We start from the raw sequence: 17,698 nt of genomic DNA on the forward strand, positions 1-17,698 counted from the left end.
TGTGGAAGAGGAGATTTCATTGTTCAAGGGCTTAAAACCCATCCAGTATAATGGTCAGGAAGTTTGGCCATTGATCGAGGGAGGAAAAGGCGTCGCAGCCACCAATCACGCTAGTTCGGGAGCTTGGGCGGCCGCCGGCGGGATCGGCACGGTATCCGCAGTGAATGCGGACAGCTATGACGAGGACGGGAATGTCATCCCGCAGATTTACCACGGCCGGAAGCGCGAAGAGCGCCATCAGGAACTGATCCAATATGGGATCGACGGTGCCGTTGCGCAGGTCACGCAAGCCTATGAGATTGCGAACGGTAAGGGTGCGATAAATATCAATGTCCTTTGGGAAATGGGCGGCGCACAACAGGTTCTGGAAGGCGTGCTCGAACAAACCAAAGGCATGGTCGCCGGTGTCACCTGCGGCGCGGGCATGCCGTACAAGCTGTCCGAAATTGCGCAGAAATACGGCGTCAACTATCTGCCGATCATCAGTTCTGCACGTGCGTTCCGCGCGCTGTGGAAACGGGCTTATCATAAGGTTCCGGACCTGATGGCAGCGGTGGTCTATGAAGATCCGTGGCTGGCTGGCGGGCATAACGGTCTGTCCAATGCAGAAGATCCGAAAAAGCCGGAAGATCCCTATCCTCGGGTCAAGGCGCTGCGCGAGACGATGCGCGGCGAAGGCATCGCTGACAGTGTGCCGATTGTCATGGCGGGTGGCGTCTGGCACTTGCGCGACTGGCAGGACTGGATTGACAGCGAGGAACTGGGGCAGATAGCGTTTCAGTTTGGCACCAGACCGTTGCTGACCAAGGAAAGCCCGATTCCGGAAAGCTGGAAGAGCGAGCTGACCAAGATCAAGGAAGGCGACATATTGCTGCATAGATTCTCGCCGACCGGTTTCTACAGTTCTGCGGTCCGCAACGAGTTTCTGCGCAGCCTGGAATCGCGATCCGAGCGGCAAATTCCCTATTCGACAGAAAAGGCCGGTGAACATACCCACCAGCTCGACGTCGGGATCAAGGGCAAGAATTACTGGGTTACCCGCAATGACCTGCTGCGCGCGCGCGAATGGGATGGCCTGGGATTTACCATGGCGATGAAAACGCCGGACAACACGCTGGTATTCACCACGCCTGAAGAGTCGAAGGTGATCCGCAAGGATCAGGCCGATTGCATGGGCTGTCTGTCGCATTGCGGTTTTTCGGCCTGGAAGGATCATGACAACAACAGCACCGGGCGGCTCGCCGACCCGCGCAGTTTCTGCATCCAGAAGAGCCTGCAGGAAATCGTCCATGGCGCGCCGGTCGAGGAACATCTGATGTTTGCCGGCCATGGTGCCTATAATTTCGGAACCGATCCCTTTTATTCCAACGGTTTTGTGCCGACCGTAAAGCAACTGGTCGACCGGATATTGACAGGCGACTAAGTTGGAAATTCGCCCAGATGATCTGAGCAGTCAGCAGGTCCAGGACTTGCTGGCTGCGCATCTGGCGGGCATGCAGGAAAACTCGCCGCCGGACAGCGTTTATGCGCTGGATCTCTCGGGGTTAAAAGTACCGGGCGTTTCAGTTTGGACCGCATGGGATGGCGACCAATTGATGGGCGTTGGCGCTCTCAAACAGCTTTCTGCTCGGGCCGGCGAGATTAAGTCTATGCGCACCGATCCGCAGCATTTGCGGAAAGGCGTCGGGCAAGCCATACTGAACCACATTATCGGCGTAGCGCAGCAACGCGGCTATCAACGGTTGAGTCTGGAGACAGGCTCAGGCCGGGAATTTGAGGCGGCGCTTCGCCTCTATCGCAAGCGCGGATTTGAAAATGGAGAACCGTTCGGCGACTACATTCCGAGCGCCTTCAACCAGTTTCTGCATTTGAACCTTTGATAGCAGGCGAGCCTTCCCGTTCAAAGGGGAAGGCCCCGCTTTCCTAGTCTAGATCCCATGCCCGTTCGCCATGGTTGGAAATATCCAGACCATCGCGCTCGTCATCCTCGCTCACACGCATCGGCAGGATGAAGCTGATTCCCAAGCCGAGAATTGCGGTGGCCACAGCCGACCAGATTGCAACCGCACCGACGCCGATCAGCTGAGCAACAAACTGGCTCCCAAAATCCATGCCTTCGGCATGGCCGATGCCGCCAAAACCTGAGCCGATAAAGAGTGCAAGCAGCAGGCTGCCCAATATCCCGCCAACGCCGTGAACTGCAAAAACATCGAGGCTGTCGTCGATCTTGAAGCCATTTTTCACGAGGCTGACAGCCATGAAGCAAACGATCGCGGCCGCTGTGCCGATGAGGATCGATGCCCCCGGCCCGACAAAGCCAGCCGCCGGGGTGATTGTCGCCAGCCCGGCAATCGCGCCCGTGGCTACACCCACAGCAGTTGGCTTGCCGACCTTGAACTTCTCGATCAAGATCCAGACCAACGCCGCCATGGACGCCGCAATATGCGTATTTATGATCGCAGCCGCGGCATCATCAGTCGCGGTCAGGGCCGAGCCGCCGTTGAAACCGAACCAGCCAACCCAGAGCATCGCTGCGCCAGCGACGGTCAGGGCAGGGCTATGCGGAAGCATCAGCGTTTTGGGCCAACCCATCCGTTTTCCGAGCATGATCGCGACAACGAGGGCAGACACGCCGGCTGTTGTGTGCACCACAATCCCGCCGGCAAAATCGAGAACGCCGAGATTGCTGAGCCAGCCGCCGCCCCAGACCCAGTGAGCCACCGGTGCATAGACCACGAGTGACCACAAGGCGCAAAAGGCGACGACCCAGCCGAAGCGGGCCCGCTCGACCCAGGCTCCAATCATCAGTGCCGGAGTAATCACAGCAAATGTCATCTGGAACATCGCAAAGGCAGATTCCGGGACGAACGTACCCTGGCGGACATTGCCCAGGTTATTCAGCATCCAGTTCAAGCCGCTGCCAAGAAATCCGTTGGTCACTCCGCCGAACGCCAGCGTATAGCCGACCACGATCCACAACACCGAAGAGATGCCGGCCACCGCCATGCACTGTATCAGCACCGACAGAAAATTCTTGGCACGAACGAGCCCGCCATAGAACAGGGCAAGGCCGGGCAGGGTCATCAGCAGGACCAGAGCACTGGATGTCAAAATCCATGCGGTATCGCCGCTATTGGCGACGTCCGCGATGGCGGGATCAAGTGTCTGCTGTGCGTTGAGCGGTGAAATCGACCAGCTTGCCGCCAACAGCAAGCCTATGGATTTGATTGCAAATTTCATGATGTCCCCCGCAGCATTATCTTTATTAAGACTGTTCGGCTCTAATAATCAGAATGCGTGAAAGGTCCAGTCGAGACCTTCAACCCGCTCAACGGAAAGCTTATACCCAGCCGTCGAGCACCTGATCCGGCGGGCGATGGCCGTCCGCCCATACGCGAATATTTGTAATGACCCGTTCGCCTGATGCTTCACGCCCTTCAAAGGTCGCGCTACCCATGTGCGGGAGCAGCACGGTGTTTTTAAGGGTAAGGAAACGCGGGTCGATGTCGGGTTCATTTTGGTAAACATCCAAACCGGCGCCTCCGATTTTTTCGCTCTGCAAAGCTTCGATCAAGGCATTCTCATCGACCAGATCGCCGCGTGCGGTGTTGATCAAATAGGCTGACGGCTTCATCTGGCCAATCCGCTCCGCATTAATCATTTCATGGGTTTCAGCGGTGTGCGGACAGTGCAGGGTGATGATGTCGCATTCGCGGATTAACTCATCGAGGTCCGCGAGAAAACTGGCGCGCAAAGATTCTTCGACCGCAGGCGGCAATTGGCGGCGGTTATGGTAGAAGATAGACATGCCAAAGCCGGAGGCTCGCCGAGCAACCGCCTGACCGATCCGTCCCATGCCAATGATGCCGAGTTTTTTCCCGCCGATACAGTGGCCGAGCATGCCGGATGGTTTCCATCCCTCCCACTGTCCGGAACGTATCAGCTTCTCGCCTTCCGAAAGCCGGCGCGGAGTAGACAGTATGAGCGCCATGGTCATGTCTGCGGTGTCTTCGGTAAAAACGCCTGGCGTGTTGGTAACGAGAATTTTTTTCGCGCGCGCAGCAGCGAGATCGATATGATCTACCCCCGCACCGAAGCTGGCAATCAGGCGCAGGCGGTCTGGCGCATTTTCAAGCATTTCTGCGTCGATATGGTCCGTCACAGTCGGCACCAGCACGTCACAGTCAGCCATCGCAGCGATCAGGTCGTCGCGGGAAAACGGGGTGTCGGCATAGTTCGGGACCGCATCGAACAATTCGCACATGCGATCGTGATTGGAATCCGCCAATTCGCGGGTGATAATGACACGGGGTTTCGCGGGGGCTGATGAGTCTGGCATAGACCTATTGCTATGCCCGAAATTTGCGGCAGGTCAAGCAGGCGGCTCTTGAAGCGCGTGCAGCTTTCGGGCTATGCATTTCGTCTATCGGGGAACGAGTAACCAATCACCATGCGTATTCTGGCTTTCATGCTCATCACGGTTTCGGGTCTGATCCTGCCAACACCTGCCGCAGCCCAGCAAGAACCGCCATATTGGGCATCTATCGACGAACCTGAAGCGCGGATGCGCACCGGTCCCAGCACCGAATATCCGACGATGTGGATCTACAAACGCGAGAAACTGCCTTTGAAAATTCTGGCGCGCTACAAGTCGTGGCGAAAAGTCGAGGATCATGAAGGCACTCAGGGCTGGATGCATGCGCGACTGCTCAGCGCTTCCAGAACCGGACTGGTGCTGGCGACCAGCGGAAAGCCAGTCGCCATGCGCGCTTTGCCCCAAGCCAACGCCAAGATTATCTGGCGGGCAGAACCCGGCGTCGTCGGCAGCCTCAGCCTTTGCGACAAAGGCTGGTGCCTGTTCGATGTGACCGGTCGAACGGGTTATATCAATGTTGACGACGTCTGGGGTGACGAACCGCTGAAATAGATCAGTCGATCAGTTCCAGCGCCACGGCTGTGGCTTCGCCACCACCGATGCAAAGAGCAGCTACGCCTTTTTTCAGTCCGCGCTTTTTCAACGCTGCGATCAATGTCACCATGATCCGGGCGCCGCTGGCTCCAATCGGATGCCCCAAAGCGGTTGCGCCGCCATTCACGTTCAGCTTGTCACGGCTGATGCCAATATCCTGCATGGCGAACATCGCAACACAGGCAAAGGCCTCGTTCACTTCCCACAGATCAACATCGGCGACCGACCATCCGGCCTTGTCGAGAACTTTCTGAATCGCGGCAACAGGCGCAGTCGTGAATTTCGCTGGTGCATGGGCATGGGCGGCATGAGCGACAATTCGCGCGACCGGCTTGAGGCCTTTTGAGTCCGCGATACTGGCTCGGGTGAGGACCATGGCTGCAGCACCGTCAGAAATGGACGAAGCATTGGCCGCCGTGATCGTGCCATCTTTCGCAAAGGCCGGGCGCAATTGCGGAATCTTGTCCGGGTTGCCCTTTAGCGGCTGTTCGTCCTTGTCAACGGTGACGTCGCCCTTGCGGGTTTTGACCTGCACCGCAACGACTTCATCGTCAAAGGCATCGCCTTCCACGGCTGCCTTCGCACGGGCGAGGGATTCGATCGAATAATCATCCTGTGCTTCGCGGGTCAGTTGATATTCGCCGACGGTTTCTTCTGCAAAGCTACCCATCGCCCGGCCCGGTTCATAGGCATCTTCCAGACCGTCAAGAAACATGTGATCCTTGGCTTCGGCATGGCCAAGGCGCGCGCCGCTGCGCATCTTGGGCAGCAGATAAGGTGCATTGGTCATGCTTTCCATGCCACCAGCAACGATCATGTCGATCGAACCCGCGGCGAGGGCTTCCGCCCCCATGATCGCAGCCTGCATACCGGAGCCGCACATTTTGTTGACGGTTGTCGCTTCGACCGACTGTGGCAGACCGGCAAAAATTGCTGCCTGACGGGCAGGGGCCTGGCCCTGACCTGCCGACAAAACGTTGCCCATATAGATGCGCTCGACATCCGCTCCGTCAACACCGGCGCGTTCCACGGCCGCCTTGACCGCGACCGCTCCGAGATCGGACGCACTGACGTCGCCAAGCGCCCCTTGCATGCCGCCCATCGGGGTGCGGGCATAAGAAAGAATGACGACTGGATCGGAATTGGACATATGTGGGCCTTTCTGGGTTTTTCTGCGCTGCTGCAAGGCAAGCGCGAATCTTGCAAAGGACATAGGCGCGGGCCCGGGATTTTTCAATTGCAGCATTGAATGCCACCGCCGCTCGTGCCAATCGATCGCATAATTGTTGTTGGAGCACCGCTTGCCCGTTTCATTCTTGCCTTTGTTCGGTGTGTTGCTCGGCCTGATTATCGGGAGTTTTCTGGCGACATTGGTCCTCCGGTGGCCCGAGAATCGATCGGCAATCGGCGGCCGCTCTATGTGTGATAGCTGCGGGCATCAACTGCGCGCCGGGGAGCTAATCCCCGTTGTCAGCTATGTTCTTCAATCCGGGAAATGTCGCGAATGTGGCGCGCAGATCGCCCCAGATCATCTGGCAATTGAGCTTTCCGCAGGATTGATCGGCGGCCTGGCACTTTTTGTCACACCGGGTTTGGAAGGCCTTGTTGGCGCGATATTTGGCTGGTTGCTGCTGACCCTTGCGGCGCTGGATGTAAAGCATCATTGGCTACCCGACCAATTGACCGCGATACTGGCCATAACCGGGTTATTGGCGTCTATCATCACGGAATACCCCGCTTTGCTGGACCGGCTGATTGGCGGTTTCGCGGGCTTTGCATTACTGGCGCTCATCGGGGGCATATATAAGCGGATCAGGCAGCGAGAGGGGCTGGGCGGCGGCGACCCCAAGATGCTCGGTGCCATCGGTTGCTGGCTTGGATGGCAGATGCTGCCGCTCGTGCTTCTGGGCGCAAGTGCAGTGGGGATAATGGTCGTGATATCATGGAAAGTCCGCGGCGAAGCGGTCACCGCGCGCAGCATGCTTCCGCTCGGCAGTTTGATGGCGATCGCCGCTTTTCCGATTTGGCTGTATCAATCTGCTGCGAGCGCTTTATTTTACTGAATTTCGACAGCTGAACAGCCGATGACAAAAAGCCGTTGCCAGCGCACAGCCTCTTCGCTAACAGAGCCTCGATTTCGCTGACCGACCGTCGGAGCAGCTAGATAGCCCCTGTGGTGGAATTGGTAGACGCGCTGCACTCAAAATGCAGTTCCGCAAGGAGTGCCCGTTCGAGTCGGGCCAGGGGCACCACTTTCCAGAAAATTAACTATTTGTGACTTAGTTGCAACGGAATCGCGGCTGTGGCCAATATTGCGCGGTAACGGCGGGTTTTCCGGCTTTATGGGCTGGACTATTCCCACCGTTTATACGAATGCCCGCCCATTGGTCGGCCGTCTTTTTTAGAAGGTTTTGTCCATTTCATTTTAGACCCGCGAATGAACGCCGGGCGCAGGAGATATTCATGAAAATCGCAAAGTTTTTGACCGCAACTGCCTTGACCAGTGTCATCGCAGCTTCCCCCGCTTATGCGCAAGATATGCAGAGCGAGGAAACGATCGATGACAATGTTATCGTCGTCACCGCTTCCAAGCGCGAAACCACCTTACAGGAAACCCCGATTTCGGTATCCGTGACCAGCGGTGAAACGCTTGAAGATGCGCAAATCCGGGACGTACTGGATTTGCAGACCGTCACGCCTTCGCTGCGTGTCAGCCAGCTCCAGACCTCTTCGGCATCAACTTTCATTATTCGCGGCTTCGGCAACGGCGACAACAATTTCGGCATCGAGCCGTCAGTAGGCGTGTTTATCGACGGCGTGTTCCGTTCGCGTTCGGCTGCGGCTCTCGCCGATCTTCCCAACGTTCAGCGGATTGAGGTGCTCAATGGCCCGCAATCGACCCTGTTCGGCAAAAACGCTTCTGCTGGCGTGATTTCGGTTGTCACCCGTCCGCCGCAATTTGAATTCGGCGGATCGGTTGAAGCCGTATACGGCAACTATAACAATGTCGTTCTCAAGGGCGATATCACCGGGCCACTAACCGAGAGTATCGCCTTTTCGATCGACGGCAGCTACAACCGCCGCGACGGTTACGCCAATATTGTCAATCTGGATGAAGAGCAGAATAACCGCAACCGCTGGGCGGCTCGTGGTCAGCTTTTGTTCGAGCCAACGCCGGATTTGACGATTCGTGCAATTGGTGACTTTTCCCGGATTGACGAGATCTGTTGTCAGGTAACGACAGTGGTCGCAGGTCCTACCTCAGGTGCGATCCAGTTGCTGGGCGGGCAATTCTCGACCGATAGTTTCAGCTATGATGCCTATCTCAATCAGATTCCGATCAACAAAGTCGATAATTACGGCGGGTCGATCCAGGTTGACTATCAAGCCGGGCCGATCTCTTTCACTTCGATTTCGTCGTATCGCGAACTGAAAAACCTGTTCGTTTCGGATATTGACTACAGCAGTCTCGATATCGCGAATGAAACCCGAAATCAGAAGGTGAAGACGCTGACGCAAGAATTCCGCGTCGCTTCGGATTTTGACGGTCCGATCAACTTCTTGCTCGGCGGCTATTATTTCGACGAAAGCATCTCGCAGCGCAGTCAGATCGAGAACGGCAGCCAGATCCGCGACTTCTTCGAAGTTCTGGCTGGCGGCAACCCGGCCGATATTATCGCAGGCAACCCAAGCGTATTCAATGGCGTGGAAGCCGGCCTTGGTCTTCCACAGGAATCCATTTTCCGTACGCCGCTGCTGACATCCGAGCAGTTTTCGATGGACAATACGTCCTATTCGATCTTCGGTACCGTTGATTTTGAACCGATCGATGGTCTCGTCTTTACCGGTGGATTCAACTATACCGATGACAAGAAGGACTTTGCACTGGCGCAGCAAAGCTTCGATCCGCTGGGTCAAATCAACCTGATCGATGCCTTCATTGTAGGCGCAACCGGCGGGGCTGTAACCACCCGGGATCAGTTCCAGGCGCTTCCGGCGGCTAACCAGGCGGCTCTGCTTGCTGCGGCACAGTCGGCGGCAAACCCGCTGCTCGGCTTGGCGGCCTTCCAGTTCCAGCCACCGTTCCTGACCATCCCGAACGCTGTCGAAGACGGCAAGACCCGCGATGACAAGTTTACCTATTTGTTGCGTGCAGCCTATTCGGTCTCGGACGAAGTCAATGTCTATGCCAGCTACGCCACTGGGTTCAAGGCGAGCTCGGTAAACCTGTCGCGCGATAGCCGGCCTTCGAACACCGATTATGTTGCCGGCCCGGGCGGATCCATTTTTGCCGCTCCATCCTCGCCAATCCTCGACGCCGGTCTGGCTGTGCCGAACCTGAGAAGCGGTTCGCGCTTTGCAGGGCCAGAGAATGCGACTGTTTATGAAGTTGGCATGAAAGGGCAGTGGGAAGGCTTCGGCTTCAACCTCGCCCTGTTCGACCAGACCATCAAAGGCTTCCAGAGCCTTTCATTCACCGGCACCGGCTTTGCGTTGCAAAATGCGGGTCAGCAGTCGGTTAAGGGGGTCGAGTTCGACAGCACCATCAACCCGACTGAAGGTTTGGTTTTCACATTCGCGATGACCTATCTCGATCCGAAGTATGACAGCTTCCCCGGCAGTGTGCTGGGCGATCTGACGGGCGCAACGCCTGGCGGCATCCCTCAAATTGCGATTTCAACTTCCGCAACCTACTCGCACGAATTCGGAGCGAGCGGGAACATGCTGGTGACGCGACTTGATTACAGCCATGAGAGCAACACGCCGATCAACAACGGCTTGCCAACTTTCAACGCGCAGTTGGGGAATACCCAGATTTTTAGGCGCGAGGTCAATCTCGTCAACGGCTCGATGACGCTCAAGCTTGAAAACGGTCTGGAAGTCGGAGGCTACGTTCGTAACCTGTTTAACGACCAGTTCCTCACGACCGTTTTTGACGGCGTTGCCCAGGCCGGAACCGTTTCCGGTTACCCCAGTGCACCGCGCACCTACGGAGCTGTCGTTCGCTTTAAATTCTAAGGTTGAACAAATATTACAAGATTTGGCCCTGCCGGGAAACTGGCGGGGCTTTTTTGTATCTAATTTGCATCGAATATCGGCCTTTTGATGCAAAAATGTAATCAGCGAATGCAGTTTTTGAATTTCCGTCTGGACTTAATCACGCGATTAGTTGAATGTCGCGCTATCGGGGGGATGAGCAAAAGCATCACTCTCCGTGAAAAATGGGATTTGGGAGAGAGAAAGGCGTAAATCGCTATTGTTAGCCGCTACAGCTATATCTGCACTGTCCGTACCTGCCATTGCGCAGGAACAAGACGACGGTCTTCTTGATGACAACGTCATTATCGTTACCGCACAACGCCAGGCGCAAAGCGCCCAAGACGTTCCGATCGCTGTTTCAGCCTTCTCAGGCGAGGCATTGGAAGCCCAGCAGATCGAGAACAGCTCTGATCTCCAGCTTACTCTTCCGAACATCACGTTCACTAAAACCAATTTTACCAGTTCAAGCTTTACCATTCGCGGCATCGGCGATCTCTGCGTCGGTGTTTCGTGCGATCAGGCAACCGCCATTCACTTGAACGATCAGCCGCTCTTTTCGACCCGGCTGTTTGAAACAGAGTTTTTTGATCTGGAACGCGTTGAAGTTCTGCGCGGCCCGCAGGGTACCCTGTTCGGTCGAAATGCGACTGCTGGCGTGGTTAACGTCGTCACGGCCAAACCGAGACTGGGCCAGTTCCAGGCTTCCGGCGATGCCGAATATGGCAATTATAACGCGATGAAATTCAAGGGCATGATCAACATCCCGATCGGTGACACGTTGGCATTCCGGGGTTCCGGGATCTACGTCAAACGGGATGGCTATACCACCAACCTCAATGGCGGGCCCGATCTGGACGATCGCGAACTGTATTCGGTGCGCGGTGCGCTCCGCTTCGAACCGACCCCGGATACGACGATTGATCTCTATGCTTCCTATTTCCGGGAAGATGACAATCGCATGCGGATTCAGAAACAATATTGCCAGCGCGACCCGACCGGCATTCTGGGATGTCTGAACAACCGCCGTGATGCGCAGTCATTCAACGCCAACTCGACATTCACAGCGGCTTTGTCGTCGCGCGAGTTCCTCGCCATTAGAGGAATCCCGACGGCTTTTGCGCTTGGCAGCCTGTATGGCCCCGACCAATATTCGGGCGTTTCCATTCCCGCTGATTCCAGAACGGTCAATACAGCTTTCACTCCTCAGTATTTTACCAGCGAGTTGACGTTCCAGGGCAAGATCGAGCATGATTTCGGGCCTATCAGCGCGCAGCTTTCCGGAACCTATCAGAAGGTCAAGCTGGATTCCCGGCAGGACTATAACAATAATATTGGCCGCCGGGACATCTACGCGCCGGCGCTGAATACGCTGGCTGCCGCTGCCGCCGGCCTAGTCCCCGGGCTGCCTGCCGCCTATTTCGCTCCTATCGCAGCGGCGATCATTCCGGATGGACCAAATGGCGTTTTGTGTACGTCCGAGTCCGACACGATTGGTCTCGGCTCGTTCGGCGGGAACAGCAATTGTGCCACAACCCCGCTACAATATGACCGGTCAAACCAAGACAACAGCAGCTGGTCTGCAGAGGCTATTATCTCGAGTGATTTCGACGGGCCATTCAACTTCCTGGTGGGCGGTATATACGCCGATTACCATCTGACCGAGAACAGCTATTATGTGAATGCGTTTGCGATCGATTATGTCGCTGGTTTATTGGGTAGCTTCACAGCTTTGGGTGGTGGCTTGCCGCCATCATTCCTCGGTACGCCCTATTTCCGCAACAACACCGATGATTTGACTGTCAAATCTTACGGTTTGTTCGGGGAAGTCTATTTCGACATCAGCGACAGGCTGAAACTGACCGGTGGCTTGCGGTACAATAATGACAAGAAAAATGTTCAGGCACGGTCCACGCTGGCCAGTTTCCTGGTTCCCTACAGCCAGACAACCAACGCTTTCGAATCGCCCTTTGTCGGGTCTTTCGATGCTGACCCTGGTACGCCTGGCAATCAGATATTCCAGAACCGCCAGGTAAAATATAACGAGATCACGGGACGCGTGGTGCTGGACTACAAGATCACGGATGATAATCTCATCTATGCTTCTTATTCCCGAGGCTATAAGTCAGGTGGTATCAACCCGCCACTACAGCCGATATTTGCGGTGCCGGAGTCGTTCGATCCCGAGCAGGTAGATGCGTTTGAAGTTGGTTCGAAGAACACGTTCGGAAACGGCGCGTTGCAACTCAATCTGACCGCGTTTTACTATAAATACAAAAATCTGCAGTTGAGCAAGATTGTCGCCCGGACCGCAGTGAACGAAAATATTGACGCCGACATCTACGGGGCGGAAGTCGAAGCAATTGTCCGTCCGGATCCGGACTGGATGATCAACCTGGGCTTCAGCTATCTGCATACCAAGGTTACGGGCGATACATTCAACAGCGATCCCCGTGACTTTGGCGGTGGCCGGTCTGATGCGGTGATTATCAAGGATATCACCAATGCCTCAAACTGCGCTGTCGCTTCTCAGTCAGGCAGCGCAGCCGGGGTCAATCAGTTCGTCAATACGATTAACACGGTGATCAATGCCGGTTTGGTGCCCGGTGTGTCGGGCGGCGCGAATTTACAGCCGACCACCGCTTTTCCTGCAGATGGCGGCATCGCATCCACCGGGGCATTCGGCATCTGTAGCGTTCTCGAAGCAGCCGCAGCCGGAGCGTTTGCGGGCGCCGGCATCACACCGGCAGCCTTCGGCGGCATCGACTATTTCGCCGCCGGTGTTCCGAAGAACATTCGTGGAAATGATCTGCCGCAAGCGCCAAAGATCAAATTCTCGACTGGCGTTCAATATACGATGAACTTCGATAGCGGGATGAGCCTCGTCCCGCGGGTTGATGTTGCTTATACCGGTGAAAGTTTCGGCAGCATCTTCAATGGCAATGTTAACCGGATCAAAGGCTATGCTCAGGCAAATGCCCAGATCCAGCTGAACGGAGCCGAAGATCGTTGGTATGTTCGCGGATTTATCCAGAATATTTTCGACAGCAACTCGGAAACCGGGCTGTATGTGACCGATCAATCCTCCGGTCTGTACACCAATATCTTCACGCTGGAACCTCGTCGGTACGGCATTGGTGCCGGCTTCAAATTCTGATGTGAAGGTGCCATGATTGGAGAACAGCCCCGCTGGGAAACCGGCGGGGCTTTTTTTGATCGTCGCCATTTCGGATGGTGCGCGCTCGGCTAAAGTGTGCAGGGCACACTACCGATTTTCCGCTCCACGGTCTGCAGGCGGATATGGTCGGTCTTGGGTTCTCGATAGGCCAGCCGGGGCTGGCTGCCAGCGTGCGATGTTCAGCGCATTTACTCTTTGCCGCCTTTGCGCGTTGAAGGGAGTTCTGACAGAGCATCGAATGAGATATCCTGCAAAACGGCTTGATATCCGGAACCCCCGCTGTCCTTTCGCCAGCTGCGGAACACCGCAACCGTGCGCGGTCCAGCCGGTATAAGGATATAGGAGGATCCGCTGCCTTCTGCCTCCTCGACAACCTCTAGCCCATCGCGCCCAGCCAGTGTCGTTGGTTCGGTGAGTGCTGCGGGCAACTGGTTACGAAGCTTGGCGAGCGGGCGATCGATGGCGGCGAACGTCAGTCCGGCTTCCTTTTCCGCGGTACAGATCTGGGTTTGTCCTGATAATCCATAGTGACAGGATGACTTTCCCAGCTGGTTAGCTCTGTCCCAAGGGATCAGTTTGTCACCCTCAACCGGCCAGTCAGGGGCGCCGGGAAGGGAGAATATGACGGGAACGCTGGTATAGCGGCCCGGTTGATATTGATAGATGAGAGGGCCAGCATGTCCAACAAACACTAGGCTGTTCAGCGTTCGATTGGCCTGTTCTTCTTCCGCTGGCTCGTTGGTCCGATAGTCAAAGCGCGCGGTAACGAGTTTTTCGGCTCCTCGCGCTAACATAAGCACGACGCGCTTGTTATCTTCCAATTGCGCCGTCGCCCGCCATGTCGCCGGGGACAGTTTTTCCTGTGACAGGAGCGTGAGGCCTTCGCTGGCATCGGCGATCTGCTCATCGAACACCGCATCCAGATTATATCGCCCGGAAATCTGCAATCGATTACCGCCTTTTACGAAGACCCTTCCGTCTCCATTTTCTGGTGGCGGCTGAGCGACAAAGCCGGGAGGAACGTCGATGGCAAATTCGAACCGCGCATTCGTATATCGACCCCGCTCGCCATGACCATCCTCGAGACGGTCGCTGTCCTCCATGACTGGCATGGAGTCGGCAGCCTGAGCCTCTGATGCTTCGTCCGAATGCTGTTGCGAGCAGGCGACCAGCAGACCCAGTGAAAGCAAGGCAATGGAAGGTTTCGTGTTTTTTAGCCTCTCGACTCTGACCCCATTGGCCGGGGTGGACGTGCCAAACTTCACTTCATTGCGTCAATCTCTGCCTTGCTGATCTTGCGGATCATCCGCAAGGGGCAGCGTTGCGGTCCAATCGAGGTGGGAACAATCAGATCGACATCCATGCCCTGGCAGATCTGTCCTGGTCCTCTCTGGTCAAAGCCGATGGTTTGCGTCCAGTCGAGGTCTGGGCAGGAGCCAAAGGTTTCGAACAGATATTTTTTGTTGACGCTGACATTGACGATGATCTGGTTGCTGCCATTTTCACTGTCGGGGGCATCATTGAATCCGTTGACCTGACTCAGGAAAAAGCAGGACCGGGCCGCACTGTCGCTATTATCGGCGATCGCATCGCGCTCGGCAGTTGCGCATCCAGCTAAAGCCAGCGGTACCGCCAGCGCGGCGAGTATTTGGCGATTAAACATGGGGTTCCTCCTTTCCACCCACCAACGCAGGAAGATGGCGGACGGTTCCGAGATGATGAGAGGAACTCCAAAAAGTCCGCCGAAGAAACAGAGGGTTTTGCGCCTGCCGATCATTCGCAGGCTTTGCCGTCTCCGTCCCGGTCGAGATGTCGACCATAACCGCGTTGGCCCCGGTATATCGGTGTCGGACCGGCCGCCCGGGCTGCTGCGCAATTGGGATAATAGTCTTGCGGACCGGTCGGCCCGGCAGGTCGGGAAGGCGCGCTTCCGCCGCCATGACAGTGCCTGCCACCATTCTGGCGGTCATTGTGGCAACCATCTGCAGCGGTCCGTCCACCGTGAGCAGAGCTTTCGCTGGCAGGTATTGCCGTCGCCACTAGCATCAGCATGATGAAACCATATGTTTTCATCTACTGACACTAGGCCGAAATTATCAAATGACAATGTAATAGCGCGCTTGATCGATAATCTGGCGACGAGCGAGACGTCCGTTACTGCGCGGCGTGAATTCAGGGATCAAAATCGGGATTTGGGATGTTGCCGAAAAAATGGTGCCGAATATCCGACTCGAACGGATGACCTACCGCTTACAAGGCGGTTGCTCTACCAGCTGAGCTAATTCGGCATGCACTGGATTTGCTGGGCGCTATTAGCGTCAAACGACGCCAAAGGTCCAGCCCTCTTTTTGCGCGATTTCCCCGGTCATCGCGGGCGGGTTCCAGAGCAGCGGGTCAGTCGCGGCTTGCTTCATCCATGCGGCGGTTATCAACGCGTCGGTGCTGTGATCGTCATAGCGCGTCAATCTTCTTGGCGTCGGCGTGTTCAGCCGGGTCAGCGCTTGCTTCAGCCCAGCGCGATCACGGACTTTGCTGCGTCCCTTTGGCTGACCGGCTGCCAGGGCAGCGACGGTGGTGTAAATTTCGACAATGACGGGACCATGATCCGGCACAGGGTCGAATGGCCAGATCGGAATATGGCCGTCGAGCTGATGCAGCATTCGCATGCCCGTGAGACTGGATTTACCAACCTGAGCGGCGCCGACGAGGTTGAAACAGCTGGCGCTATTGGCCTGTTTGGTTGTCCGTTGGTAGCGCTCGACTTCGCGCAAGCGGCCTAGTCCCTGACCGAATAGATCACCGACATGATCACGGCTATGCCGAAAATGGCGGCTTGTCTGCCTGTGTTCGAGGAAGCTGGATACGCTCAGGTGCGGATCATGCCTGCACATCGAGTCTACCACAGACCAAAGTGTCTTGGCATCACTCGGGCTCGCATCCCACTCGGGAAAATAGGCCCCTTGATCGATAAACGGCAAAGCCATCGACAGGTCGAAGCCGATCAACATGTCCTCAGCGGCCTGTGCCAGGCCCAACAGCCAATCCAGAATATCCTGGCGAGACCATCGGGGAACGGGTGACAACAGGGTAGGGGGACCTTCAGCGCCAATCGTCGCAACTGCAAGCCCATGCGGGCGCTCGGTCTTGGCGCCGGACCAATCGACGCAGGCAAATTGGGAAAAGCTCCGCATTTCCAATCTCTAGCGGATGCCGTCGGCAAAAGAAAAGGGGCAGGTCCAACGAACCCGCCCCTCTTTAATTCAAAGCGCAGTGGCTATTTTTTGGCAGCTGGCTTTTTTGCTGCCGGTTTTGCAGCGGTGGTTTTGCGAGCCGCAGTCGCTTTCGGTTTTGGTGGATTGGCATAAATATCCTCCAGCACCTTGCCAGCAACGTGACGTCCGCCCCAGCCAAAGGCCAGCGCGGCAGCGGCTGCGCCACCGATGACCAACGCTGTAAAGGCTGTTTGTACAATCTCTTGTCCAACGCCCATGAACTGCAAGCCCATGAAGGTGAACAGGATGATCGCGGCATAGCGTACAATCGTAGCTGCCATGCTGCCTTCAGCGGCACCGCCGATGATCCGTGCGAGCAGATTGCCAATCAGGAAACCTGCCAGAATGACCACACTGCCAAATATGACCCGACCGCCGAGTTCCAGAATCTGGTCCAAGATGGCAGTCAGCTCGGGGAAACCGAGCAGATGGGTCGCCGCGATCGCTGAGGCGAGCATGATGGCAATTTGCGCGATGCGAGCCACAATCGTGGTGATCGACGTCGATGCTGGCAGGATTTCCATCGCTGCAACCGATTGGTCAACGCCAAGACCCGGAAGAACTTCCGAGATAATCTGGACCACGAATTTGCTGATCAGATAGCCGATTCCGAGAATGACCGCTGCGCCGAGGATATTCGGAATGGCTTCCAATATCATCCGCAACATGTCGCTCGCCGGACCTGAAACGGTCTCCAGATTCAGCGCTTCCAGCGCGAGAATCGCCACCGGAATGATGATCAGTACATAGGCAATCGTGCCGATCGTTTTGCTTATCGCCGAATTGCCGGTCACCGTACCGATGCCGCCGCGATTGGCCCATTTGTCAAAATCGACCGTCTGCAAAAACGTCACAACGAGGTCTTTGACTATCCGTGCAACAACCATTCCGATAAAGAATATGATCGCCGCACCGAGCAAATTCGGAATGAAGCCCATTATCGAGTTGAGCATCGTCTGAATCGGAGCGTCTACGCCGCCAAGACCCAAGACCCGCAGAATTACGAGTAAGCCGAATAGCCAGATCAGCAGCGAGACGATTTTACCAAGCGCTTCCCCGACTGATGTACCGGACGACGTATCCCGCTGGAGAAATCTCACATTGTCGACCAGTTTGGCAAAGGTCCATTTTGCAGCCTTGGCCAATATCCATGTGCCGACGAGAACGATCAGCGCCAGGCCGAGCTTTTCCCCCCATTCCATGGCGAGCTCCGTGTCGAGAGCGTAATTACCTATTCGCATT

14 protein-coding genes and 2 tRNA genes are annotated in these 17,698 nt (G+C 56.1%); 7 read left to right on the plus strand and 9 right to left on the minus strand.

The annotated features are described in order from the left end of the window. Positions 1 to 19: 19 nt before the first annotated feature. Positions 20 to 1,423 carry an NAD(P)H-dependent flavin oxidoreductase gene (locus tag ACN0WW_RS05535; RefSeq protein ID WP_417610236.1) on the plus strand — a complete coding sequence of 468 codons (1,404 nt, stop codon included), beginning with the start codon at positions 20 to 22 and terminating at the stop codon, positions 1,421 to 1,423. Position 1,424: 1 nt separating this feature from the next. Then, positions 1,425 to 1,880: a GNAT family N-acetyltransferase gene (locus tag ACN0WW_RS05540; protein ID WP_417610238.1), complete on the plus strand. Its 456-nt coding sequence runs from the start codon at positions 1,425 to 1,427 to the stop codon at positions 1,878 to 1,880. A 43-nt stretch (positions 1,881 to 1,923) separates the two neighbouring features. Here ACN0WW_RS05540 and ACN0WW_RS05545 read toward each other — a convergent pair whose 3' ends face one another. Then, a complete protein-coding gene (locus ACN0WW_RS05545; protein WP_417610240.1) occupies positions 1,924 to 3,240 on the minus strand; it encodes an ammonium transporter in 1,317 nt (438 codons plus the stop codon). A 100-nt stretch (positions 3,241 to 3,340) separates the two neighbouring features. Beyond that, positions 3,341 to 4,339 (minus strand): 2-hydroxyacid dehydrogenase, encoded by a 999-nt coding sequence (locus ACN0WW_RS05550; RefSeq protein WP_417610242.1) that lies wholly within the window; start codon positions 4,337 to 4,339, stop codon positions 3,341 to 3,343. Between the two features lie 111 nt (positions 4,340 to 4,450). Between ACN0WW_RS05550 and ACN0WW_RS05555 the strand changes: the two genes are divergently transcribed. Next, positions 4,451 to 4,927: an SH3 domain-containing protein gene (locus tag ACN0WW_RS05555; RefSeq protein ID WP_417610244.1), complete on the plus strand. Its 477-nt coding sequence runs from the start codon at positions 4,451 to 4,453 to the stop codon at positions 4,925 to 4,927. 1 nt (position 4,928) lies between these two features. On the opposite strand, the gene ACN0WW_RS05560 is transcribed toward ACN0WW_RS05555, so the two are convergent. After that, positions 4,929 to 6,119: an acetyl-CoA C-acyltransferase gene (locus tag ACN0WW_RS05560; protein WP_417610246.1), complete on the minus strand. Its 1,191-nt coding sequence runs from the start codon at positions 6,117 to 6,119 to the stop codon at positions 4,929 to 4,931. Between the two features lie 151 nt (positions 6,120 to 6,270). Between ACN0WW_RS05560 and ACN0WW_RS05565 the strand changes: the two genes are divergently transcribed. The 4 genes from ACN0WW_RS05565 to ACN0WW_RS05580 all read left to right on the plus strand — a co-directional run bounded on the left by ACN0WW_RS05565 (position 6,271) and on the right by ACN0WW_RS05580 (position 13,163). Beyond that, the gene (locus ACN0WW_RS05565) at positions 6,271 to 7,032 is read left to right on the plus strand and encodes a prepilin peptidase (protein ID WP_417610248.1); all 762 of its coding nucleotides are present in this window, start codon (positions 6,271 to 6,273) and stop codon (positions 7,030 to 7,032) included. A gap of 104 nt (positions 7,033 to 7,136) precedes the next feature. Continuing rightward, positions 7,137 to 7,221, plus strand: a tRNA-Leu gene (locus tag ACN0WW_RS05570). A gap of 211 nt (positions 7,222 to 7,432) precedes the next feature. Further along, positions 7,433 to 9,988 carry a TonB-dependent receptor gene (locus ACN0WW_RS05575; protein ID WP_417610250.1) on the plus strand — a complete coding sequence of 852 codons (2,556 nt, stop codon included), beginning with the start codon at positions 7,433 to 7,435 and terminating at the stop codon, positions 9,986 to 9,988. Positions 9,989 to 10,226: 238 nt separating this feature from the next. Further along, a complete protein-coding gene (locus ACN0WW_RS05580) occupies positions 10,227 to 13,163 on the plus strand; it encodes a TonB-dependent receptor (RefSeq protein ID WP_417610252.1) in 2,937 nt (978 codons plus the stop codon). Positions 13,164 to 13,372: 209 nt separating this feature from the next. Here ACN0WW_RS05580 and ACN0WW_RS05585 read toward each other — a convergent pair whose 3' ends face one another. The 6 genes from ACN0WW_RS05585 to ACN0WW_RS05610 form a co-directional block, all read right to left on the minus strand. Continuing rightward, complete coding sequence (locus ACN0WW_RS05585; RefSeq protein ID WP_417610254.1) at positions 13,373 to 14,296, minus strand: hypothetical protein; 924 nt, start codon at positions 14,294 to 14,296, stop codon at positions 13,373 to 13,375. A 149-nt stretch (positions 14,297 to 14,445) separates the two neighbouring features. After that, complete coding sequence (locus tag ACN0WW_RS05590) at positions 14,446 to 14,847, minus strand: DUF6491 family protein (protein ID WP_417610256.1); 402 nt, start codon at positions 14,845 to 14,847, stop codon at positions 14,446 to 14,448. A gap of 110 nt (positions 14,848 to 14,957) precedes the next feature. Next, positions 14,958 to 15,257 carry an excalibur calcium-binding domain-containing protein gene (locus ACN0WW_RS05595; protein WP_417610258.1) on the minus strand — a complete coding sequence of 100 codons (300 nt, stop codon included), beginning with the start codon at positions 15,255 to 15,257 and terminating at the stop codon, positions 14,958 to 14,960. 139 nt (positions 15,258 to 15,396) lie between these two features. Then, positions 15,397 to 15,472, minus strand: a tRNA-Thr gene (locus ACN0WW_RS05600). Positions 15,473 to 15,502: 30 nt separating this feature from the next. Then, a complete protein-coding gene (locus tag ACN0WW_RS05605; RefSeq protein WP_417610260.1) occupies positions 15,503 to 16,375 on the minus strand; it encodes a hypothetical protein in 873 nt (290 codons plus the stop codon). 83 nt (positions 16,376 to 16,458) lie between these two features. After that, positions 16,459 to 17,697 (minus strand): mechanosensitive ion channel, encoded by a 1,239-nt coding sequence (locus ACN0WW_RS05610; RefSeq protein WP_417610262.1) that lies wholly within the window; start codon positions 17,695 to 17,697, stop codon positions 16,459 to 16,461. Position 17,698 lies beyond the last annotated feature (1 nt).

Source organism: Parasphingorhabdus sp. (genome assembly GCF_048269865.1).
GTDB lineage: Bacteria > Pseudomonadota > Alphaproteobacteria > Sphingomonadales > Sphingomonadaceae > Parasphingorhabdus.